Origin of the sequence: Martelella mangrovi, from assembly GCF_040545495.1 — a bacterium.
GTDB classification, from domain to species: Bacteria; Pseudomonadota; Alphaproteobacteria; order Rhizobiales; family Rhizobiaceae; genus Martelella; species Martelella mangrovi.
In genome coordinates, this window is record NZ_JBEPLY010000013.1 from 155,429 (window position 1) to 164,233 (window position 8,805).

Sequence of the window (8,805 nt, forward strand, 5' to 3'; positions counted from 1 at the left end):
GCTGCCCTGGAGGCGGCGACATCGCGCGGTCTTCTTCGCCGGGCAGCGCGCGATTGTGAATCGGGCAAGGTCGATCTTGAAGGAGAAAGTTCAACCGAAATCATGCTCGCCGTCGATGGCGAGACCGTCCGTTTTGAGGATGAACGGCTTGTCGCCCAAGGGCTCAACGGCGCAAGCTGTAGCTGTAGCGCGACCGGTATCTGCCGCCATATCCTCTCCGGCATCCTGGCCGTCAGAGCGAGCGCTCCCGATGACGTGGCTCCAAATACGGGTGTGGAACCCGTTATTCAGGAAACCGCGCCAGCCGGGAACGAAACCGGCATCGTCGCCCCGTCCGAGCCGGATATGGCCCCTGACAGGACCGGTGAAACGGCGATTGCAGCGGAAGTTGCTGAACTCCGCTCATCACAGCTTTCCAGGTTCTTCGGCCGTGCCGTGCTGCGCGATGCCGAAACGCTTCTTGCCGCGCTGTCCGAAACAGGCAAGGAGCCAACCATTCGTTTTGAAGAGCGCAAGGCGTTGATAGATGTGCCGGGCGAACCAGGCGTGCACTATATCGCCGGGGGCGGACCGCAGGCGATGATTTCGAAAGGCGATCCGGGTATCCGCGCTACGAAGGTTCGCCATGCCGCAGCCTTTCTTGCTCTGCGACGGCAAACCGGGGCCGAACCGGAGGCACCGTTCCAGCGGGCGGCGGCGGACAAGAGCACGGGAACGGCCGTTGAGGCGAGCGATGCAGGCTTTCTCAATCAGGTCCGCGATGCTCTGGAAAATGCAGCCCGGTTTGGTCTGTCCACGCCATCGGAAGCGCTTGCCGACCGGCTTTTCGATCTTGCGCTTTCGTCGCGCGCCGACGCCCTGCCGCGTCTCTCCCGCGCGGTCCTTCAGGTTGCCGGTCAGATACGCCGCAAGGCTGACAAGGGTGAGTTGGGTGCAGCGCCCTTGGCGGTTCTGGAGAATATCGCCGAGGCCTATGCCTTGGCGACCGCTTTGACGTCGCATCCGGATGATGTCCAGTTGCGCGGCGAAGTGCGGGCGAAGCTGGAACCTTTGGACGACCGGATCCTCGCAGGCCACGGGCTTTCGATCTGGCGAACGGACACCGGCGCCCGCGGCGTGACGGCCTATTTTCGTTCTCTCGATAACGGCGCTGACGCCGCCCCGGTGATTTACACGATCACGCTCGCCCGCGCAGCGGGTCAGGACCCCGGCTTTGACCCGACATCCGCAGCGCAAAGCGAACAGGTCTTCGGACATTCACTCGCCGCACTCGCCACGTCGGTTTTCAGGCTTAGCGGTGCCCGCTGCAGTTCCGAAGGGCGGCTTTCCGTCGGCAATCACGGCAGTGCTGTGAAGCTCGATCAGACGATCGCAGGCGTTATTTCGCGCGAGACCGATGACGTTGCGGAAGGAAGGCAGGAAGAGGCGACGCAAAAAACGGGGTTGCTGCAAGATTTTTCCAGTCTTGCCGCGCTCGTAGCATCTGCTGCCCACCCGGATCGACAAGGCCCCATTGCCGCATTCATCGATGTGGAGACAATCGGCAAGCCTTGGTTCGACCCCCTCGCGCAGGAACTGGCCATTCCGGTGTGCGACGATAAAGGCTTTTGGGTGGAGCTGACTGTGTCGGGCAGCGAACAAGCAATGCTTCGTGCACTTGAATATATCACCTTGGTGCGTGAGCAAGCCGCCAGCAGTGCCATTGCCGTGAATGTGACGGCGGCCGAAGGAAACACCCGATTGACACCACTCGGGCTTCTCGCCCGCGCTCCCAAAGAGGAAAGCGTTTCAGACCGACTGGCAACGTTCGGGCGCAAGTTTATCGGTCAGAAGAACAAGTCGGATGCCATCAGGTTTGATGAACTCGTTCTGTTCGACATACTGCCATCGAATAGCGGAAGCTCTGACAGTACAGGTGACCGGACCGTGTTGGACCAGCTTGTGGAAGGGCTGCAGCGTGGCGGGAAGGCGCTTGTCTACAAACGATACAACGGTGGTCAAAACCTCACGGATCAGTGGATCAAAACTGCGATTGACGATGCTCTGGCTCTCGCTGAACTGGGCGGGCGCATGGCAGATCACCGTCGAATGGCCAGACTCGAAACAGCGGGCGCCCGTCTCGACAAGGCCGGGCTTGCGCCACTTTCAGACGCGCTCCGACGACTTGTGAACTCGCTCGAAGCAGACCGTCCGGCTGCACTTCTGCAATTCGTCTATCTCGCCTCGAGCTTGCGTGACCTCACCCCCACGCTGCCATCTCTCACCGTTCACCCTCAAAATCTGTGATTGAAGAGCAGCATTCTCGCCGGGCATCCGCATGTGAGAACGCTAATGAGGAAGACGGGTAATGATGTGACCTATCGTAAGCGGTGTTTGGGTCCTGTCGATGTCCGTCGTCGAATGATTATGGACAGACCGGGGGCCGGTTATCAGGAGGATAATAGCTCGTCTAGTTTATCGATTGGACCTGTCGCGTATTTGTGCCGCTCCGATTTCTCACTTAAGCTACCTTTCGCTCGAAAGCCAAGGGACTTTTCCATCCTAGGGTTGAGTGGCGACGGCGCCAGGTGTATACGGCACCTTGGTGGAAAACATGGGCGATCATCGGCATCGGCTTCAACCTTATCTGAAGCAATCTGATACCGTTTGTAATACAGTCATGTGTGACACTGCGGTGTGTTTTCTCAGGGAAACATATAAAACTATTTTTAATTTCAATGACTTGAAGATTGATTTGGCTGGGTAACATGGATTCGAACCACGCTCCCCTCACCCGAAAGCGATTGAAGCCAATAAGAAATCAATGGCATAAGATTTTTGTTCAACATTTATGTGAGACATATCTGTGCTCAGAAACCGGGGCACGTTTGACGTCCAAACACGCCCCTGCTCCTGAGATTTTCCTTTTATGACAGATGGCATTCGATCGGAGAGAGGCGTCATCCCATCGGGTATTCAGGCGATGCTTCGAGGAGATCGAAGAGGAACGCACCATAGGCTGTCTTTTTGAACCTCTCAGCATGATTTCTGAGCTGATCCGCATCAATCCAGCCATGACGATATGCGATTTCTTCCGGGCAACCGGACTGCATGCCCTGCCGAACCGAAAGCGTTCGCACGAAATTGCCCGCATCCAGAAGGCTTGAATGCGTGCCGGTGTCCAGCCAGGCATAACCACGTCCCATCCGCTCAACGTTGAGGTTGCCATCATGAAGATAGCTTTCCAGCAGAGTTACGATTTCCAGCTCCCCCCGCGCTGAAGGCTTAACCTCTTTTGCACGTTTCGGGGCTTCGCCATCAAGGAAGTAAAGCCCGGTTACGGCATAATGCGATGGCGGTTTTTCGGGCTTTTCAACGATCTCGCTGACTTTTCCTGCCTTATCGAAAGCAACGACACCATAGCGTTCCGGGTCAGCAACATAATAGCCAAAGACCGTTCCGCCACTTTCCTTCTGATCGGCTTTTGCCAACATCTCCGGAAGGCCATGTCCGAAGTAAATATTATCGCCAAGGATCATGGCTGATGGTGCGCCGTTCAAGAAGTCTTCGGCCAAAATGTAAGCTTGCGCCAGTCCATCCGGCGAAGGCTGAACGATATAGGTAAGCGATAGTCCCCACTGGCTGCCATCCCCCAAAAGCTGCCTGAACTGAGCCTGATCTCCAGGCGTGGTGATAATCGCGATTTCCCGAATGCCGCTCAGCATCAGGACAGAAAGCGGATAGTAAATCATCGGCTTGTCATAAACCGGCATGAGCTGCTTGGAAGTCGCAAGCGTTAGCGGATAAAGCCGGGTGCCGGAGCCACCGGCCAGAATAATGCCTTTGCGTGCAGTCATGCTTTTGCTCCCAGCTTGGTCAGAACATCTTTGAGATCTGCGCGCCAATCCGGCCGAGACAACCCGAATTCGGCAAGTGTGGCGCAATCAAGCCTTGAGTTCATCGGGCGCGCTGCCGGCGTTGGATACTCAACAGACGGAATATCATTGAACGTCATCTCTTTGCCGGCCTCGACAAAGATCGCTCTTGCAAAATCAGCCCAGCTTACATCTGGCCTTCCGGAAAAATGATAGATGCCCGCCTTCTCAGGTGCATTGATCAGCTGGCGAGCCATGGTCATGGCAGCAACGGCGATTGAGTGCGCCGATGTCGGGCCACCAATCTGGTCTGAGACGATGTTCAGCGTGTCACGCGTTTCAGAAAGACGCAGCATCGTTTTCACGAAATTATTGCCAAAACATGAGAACACCCAGCTTGTGCGCAGGATTGCATAAACCGGCCCCGCTTCGGCAATCAGCGTCTCACCCGCCAGCTTGGTCCGGCCATAAGCACCCAGCGGGTTCGTCGCGTGGCTCGGTGAAAACGGCTGATCACCACCGCCGTCAAACACATAATCCGTCGATATATGAACGAAGGGGATGCCTAATTCAGCACAGGCTTTCGCCATCGCACCGGGCGCGGCACCGTTGATGGCATGAGCCAGCTCTTCATCATCTTCAGCCTTATCGACCGCCGTATAAGCTGCTGCATTGATCACCACTTCCGGCTTGATTTCGCGGATCAGGTCCCCGCAAGCCAGTGGGTTGGAGAGGTCAGCTTCTTCGCGTGAAAGAAAGCGAGCATCAGGAACAAGCGCTTGAAGCTCCGAGGCTACCTGCCCGGTTTTACCGAATACCAGTATCATGCCTTTACTCCCAGTCGCTCGCCAACACCGAAACGGCTTTGAAGTGCACGCCACCAGTCCTCATTGTCGAGATACCACTGCACTGTCTTATCCAACCCCTCCTCGACCGTCACTGACGGTCGCCAGCCGAGCTCGTTTCGAACACGTGTCGGATCAATGGCATAGCGCATATCGTGACCGGGCCGGTCAGTCACAAAAGTGATCTGATCGGCGTATGAAGCCGTATCGAGAGGCCGCTTGTCATCCAGAATTTTGCAAATGGTTTGAACAAGCTCCAGATTGGTCCGCTCATTCTCCCCGCCAATATTATAGCTGCGGCCAGGCTTGCCTTTTTCAACGACTGTCAGCAGTGCGTCAGCGTGATCCTCGACGTAAAGCCAGTCGCGAATATTGTCACCCTTGCCATAGATCGGGATCTGCTTTCCAGCGAGCGCATTCAAAATAACCACCGGGATCAGCTTTTCCGGAAAGTGGTATGGACCATAATTATTCGAGCAATTGGTGATCAGCACCGGCAAACCATAGGTCTCATGCCATGCGCGCACCAGATGATCGGAAGCCGCTTTTGAAGCAGAATATGGCGATCTCGGATCATAGGGCGTATCTTCGGTGAACATACCTGTCGCCCCAAGAGACCCGAACACTTCGTCTGTCGAAATATGATGGAACCGGAAATCCGTCGGCTTGTCATTTGAAACCCAGTAGCTACGGGCGGCTTCCAGCATATTGTAGGTGCCGTTGATGTTGGTCCCGATAAATTCGCCCGGTCCATCAATCGAACGGTCGACATGGCTTTCGGCCGCAAGATGCATCACAACATCGGGCTGATGTTCAGCAAAAATCCGGTCAAGTGCTGCGCGGTCACGGATATCGGCATGCTCAAATGCATAAGCCGGGCTTTCCGACACGCTGGCAACGTTGTCGAGACATGCAGCGTAGGTCAAAGCATCGAGGTTAACAACGCTATAGCCCTTGGCAATCGCCGCACGAACAACGGCTGACCCGATAAAGCCGGCGCCGCCGGTAACAAGGATTTTCATAGATCACCTTAGTAAGTAAACGGACTTTCGAAGTCAGCGAAGGACTGTGCTTCACGATCCTTGGCTGAAATCGTGAGTTCAACGCCTGAAAGCGGCCATTCAATGCCGATATCGGGATCGTCAAATCGTACGGAACCATCGCATTCCGGCGCATAGTAGTCCGAACACTTATAAACGATCTCTGTATCAGGCTCGAGCGTCATGAAACCGTGCAGAAAACCTGCAGGAATCAACAATTGCTTTCCATTCTCGAAAGAGAGCTCAACGCCGAACCACTGACCGTATGTCGGCGAGCCTTTGCGCACATCGACAGCGACATCAAGAAGCCGGCCGCGCCCACAACGCACCAGCTTCGCCTGTGCATGTGGCGGCGACTGAAAATGAAGACCACGGACAGTTCCGACCGCGCGCGACAGCGAGTGATTGTCCTGCACGAAATCAATATCGATGCCGGCATCAGCCAGCGTCTTCCTGTTCCAACTTTCCGAAAAGAACCCGCGCTCATCACCGAACCGCTTGGGGGTTAGGAGGATCAGGTCACCGATCTCGGTGTTTTTGATATCCAAATCAACGTTTCCCTAGCTTTTTATGGTCTTCAGGCACTACTATACAAAACAAAGACATGGAACAATAAAAGCTTTTCTATTGGTTTGATCCCAGCGTTTGGACAAAAAGAGACCGAGGGTTTCATGCTCGGCCCAATCCATCAAATGCCGGGACTAAACACACGTATTGCATTTGGTCGAAGGAATTTCTCGAGGCCGGCAAGCGGTGGCTGGCCGACCATGCAGCAGAGGTCGCAAAGACGGATGAGGTGAAGGCATCACGTTGGGAAACACGCGACCTGAAAGAGGTCGCGGCCGAGCAGAGAATGGAACAACTCGCCATTCCACAGCAGACCTTTTAGCGCTGGCGTGGCCGGTTTCAGCGATCTGGCGTTGGGGGCTGGAGGATCGCTCATCGACTCCATCGCCGGTTTGGAACCGTATTCCCGCTGATGTCAGGGGCGACGCGATAAAGCTGGCGCTTCGAGAACCGGAAAGCACGCAGAATCATGCGGTGAGGCTTTTCCACTGGTGATCATCTGTATGGGTGCCGTTCGGAATCGGGACGGTCTCGACTATGCCAGCTGTTTGCGCAATAACGTCGTCATCAATTGGAAACGGGATGCCGGTCAGATTTCGGCGATAGTGCAGCGTCTATGATTTCGAAGAAAATCTTTATCTCGGTTGTGTATTTCAAACCGGCACCGTTGGTCAAAACGGAGTATCTCAACCCCGTGCAGGCTGGGCGAGCGTTAGGGCGTTATGATGTCGAGGGCGCGATCGGTGACGACACCGGCAAGAATATTTCAGAAAAGAATGTCAGCTGGAATGAACTGACAGCGCTTTACTGGATGCGTCATAATGTCGACGCTGAATATTACGGGCTGATGCATTATCGGCGGTTGATGGTTTTCGCCGAGAAAAAGCCGAAAGCTGTTACATTTTCCGATATTACCGAACGCGAGTTCGAGCGCTTTGGCTGGGATGATGCCCTGATCGAGAAGGCCTGTGAGAGCGCCGATATCCTGACCCCGCCGGTTCGCGATATCTATCTGCCCGGTATGCCGGGAGTACTGATGACCGCCAGCGAGTTTTATTCGCATCAGCACCATGGCCGCGACATGGACATCTTGGAGGCGATCGTCAAAGAGCGTTCGCCCGAAATCTATCCTTATCTTGTCCAGATTCTGACGGGCCGGAAGGTCTTTTTCAATAATATCTCTGTAATGAAGAAGGCTCTTTTTCGCGAATATGCCGATTGGCTTATTGATACGCTGGAAGTGGCAGAACAGCGGATTGATCGAGCTGGATATGATGGCTATCAGGCGCGCACCTGGGGCTTTTTGGCAGAATATCTGACAAATGCGTATGTTGCCTATGCAAAGTCGGTCCACAAGGCGAAAGTAAAGGAACTACCTCTGACTTGGGGAACAAGACCCCGACCATCTGTTTCACCGGAGGCCGTGCTCGCCAAGGCCCGCACGAAGCGTCACCGGGAAAGGTTAGCGGAAACGTCTTCCGACAGTAAAATCGAAGTCGTTCTCGCGGTAGATGACAATTATGTTCCTCATTCTGCAGTCACGATGCTGTCCGCGATCAGGACTTCATCCATGCCGGACCAACTCCGTTTTCATGTCCTGAACGGCCGAAATATTACAGATGACAATCGCCGGAAACTGACAACGCTGATCGAAGGTGAAGGGGCAACGCTCAATTTTCTTGATATCGATGACAGCGACTTGCGATGGCTGCCCTTAAACCGTGATTATGTTTCCATAGCCACCTATTACCGGCTGGTAATGCAGGAGTATCTGCCAAAGACGGTAGAGAAGGCTATTTATCTTGACGCCGATACCGTTGTGGTTGATCCGTTGGAAGACCTCTGGATGACTGATTTAGAAGATCATCCCGTTGCAGGCGCGCCTGACGATGCAGGTTTCCAGCAGGCCAGAAGGTTGCAGCTTAGCAGCAGGCATCGTTATTTTAATGCTGGAATCATGATATTTGACGTCGCATCTTTCAGGAAGATGGAGTTGAAGGAAGATATTATTTCAGCCTTCCGCAAGCATGGTTCCTGCATCATTTCGCAGGATCAGGACATTCTCAACATCCTGTTCAGCGAGAATACGAAGATGCTGCATTTGCGGTGGAATGCCGGCTCGCGCATCTACCGGGACAATCCGCTTGAGCCATCTTATGACGAAGAAGAAGCGCTGGAAGCGGCCAGTGATCCGGCGATTGTCCATTTCACCGACAAACGCAAGCCCTGGCATCTTAAATGCACGCATCCATTTACCGAGCTCTACTGGGATTATCGCAATGAAACGCCATGGGCCGAGACTGCGGCAGACCGTATGAAACGCCGGGCTGTTTACTGGCTACGACGGCATCTGCGTGCCCGCGACCGCCGGTTTGATAACAAAGTGGGGCGCTAGGCCGTACCCCCTGACCTGAGACCCGACTTCCCTCCATTTTTCGGGAGAGTCTTGGGTTTTTAATCTGGCCTCAAGCGGCCTGTTTTTCCAGTGCCATTTTCATT

Annotated in this window: 6 protein-coding genes; 2 read left to right on the top strand and 4 right to left on the bottom strand. The window is 54.6% G+C overall.

Translation table 11 applies throughout. The features are described from left to right. Window positions 1–102: 102 nt before the first annotated feature. Window positions 103–2,286 (top strand): hypothetical protein, encoded by a 2,184-nt coding sequence (locus tag ABID12_RS17055; protein ID WP_354435306.1) that lies wholly within the window; start codon window positions 103–105, stop codon window positions 2,284–2,286. 653 nt (window positions 2,287–2,939) lie between these two features. Here ABID12_RS17055 and rfbA read toward each other — a convergent pair. Genes rfbA through rfbC form a run of 4 tightly spaced genes read right to left on the bottom strand, consistent with a single transcriptional unit; the run spans window position 2,940 to window position 6,287 of the window. Continuing rightward, complete coding sequence (rfbA, locus tag ABID12_RS17060) at window positions 2,940–3,836, bottom strand: glucose-1-phosphate thymidylyltransferase RfbA (protein ID WP_354435308.1); 897 nt, start codon at window positions 3,834–3,836, stop codon at window positions 2,940–2,942. After that, window positions 3,833–4,681 carry a dTDP-4-dehydrorhamnose reductase gene (rfbD, locus tag ABID12_RS17065; protein WP_354435310.1) on the bottom strand — a complete coding sequence of 283 codons (849 nt, stop codon included), beginning with the start codon at window positions 4,679–4,681 and terminating at the stop codon, window positions 3,833–3,835. The genes rfbA and rfbD overlap by 4 nt, the downstream gene beginning before the upstream one ends. Next, window positions 4,678–5,721 carry a dTDP-glucose 4,6-dehydratase gene (rfbB, locus tag ABID12_RS17070; RefSeq protein WP_354435311.1) on the bottom strand — a complete coding sequence of 348 codons (1,044 nt, stop codon included), beginning with the start codon at window positions 5,719–5,721 and terminating at the stop codon, window positions 4,678–4,680. The genes rfbD and rfbB overlap by 4 nt, the downstream gene beginning before the upstream one ends. Before the next feature lie 8 nt (window positions 5,722–5,729). Continuing rightward, window positions 5,730–6,287, bottom strand: coding sequence for a dTDP-4-dehydrorhamnose 3,5-epimerase (gene rfbC / locus ABID12_RS17075; protein WP_354435313.1), 558 nt, complete (start codon window positions 6,285–6,287; stop codon window positions 5,730–5,732). Window positions 6,288–6,922: 635 nt separating this feature from the next. On the opposite strand from rfbC, the gene ABID12_RS17080 reads away from it, so the two are divergent. Next, window positions 6,923–8,701: a DUF4422 domain-containing protein gene (locus ABID12_RS17080; RefSeq protein ID WP_354435314.1), complete on the top strand. Its 1,779-nt coding sequence runs from the start codon at window positions 6,923–6,925 to the stop codon at window positions 8,699–8,701. Window positions 8,702–8,805 lie beyond the last annotated feature (104 nt).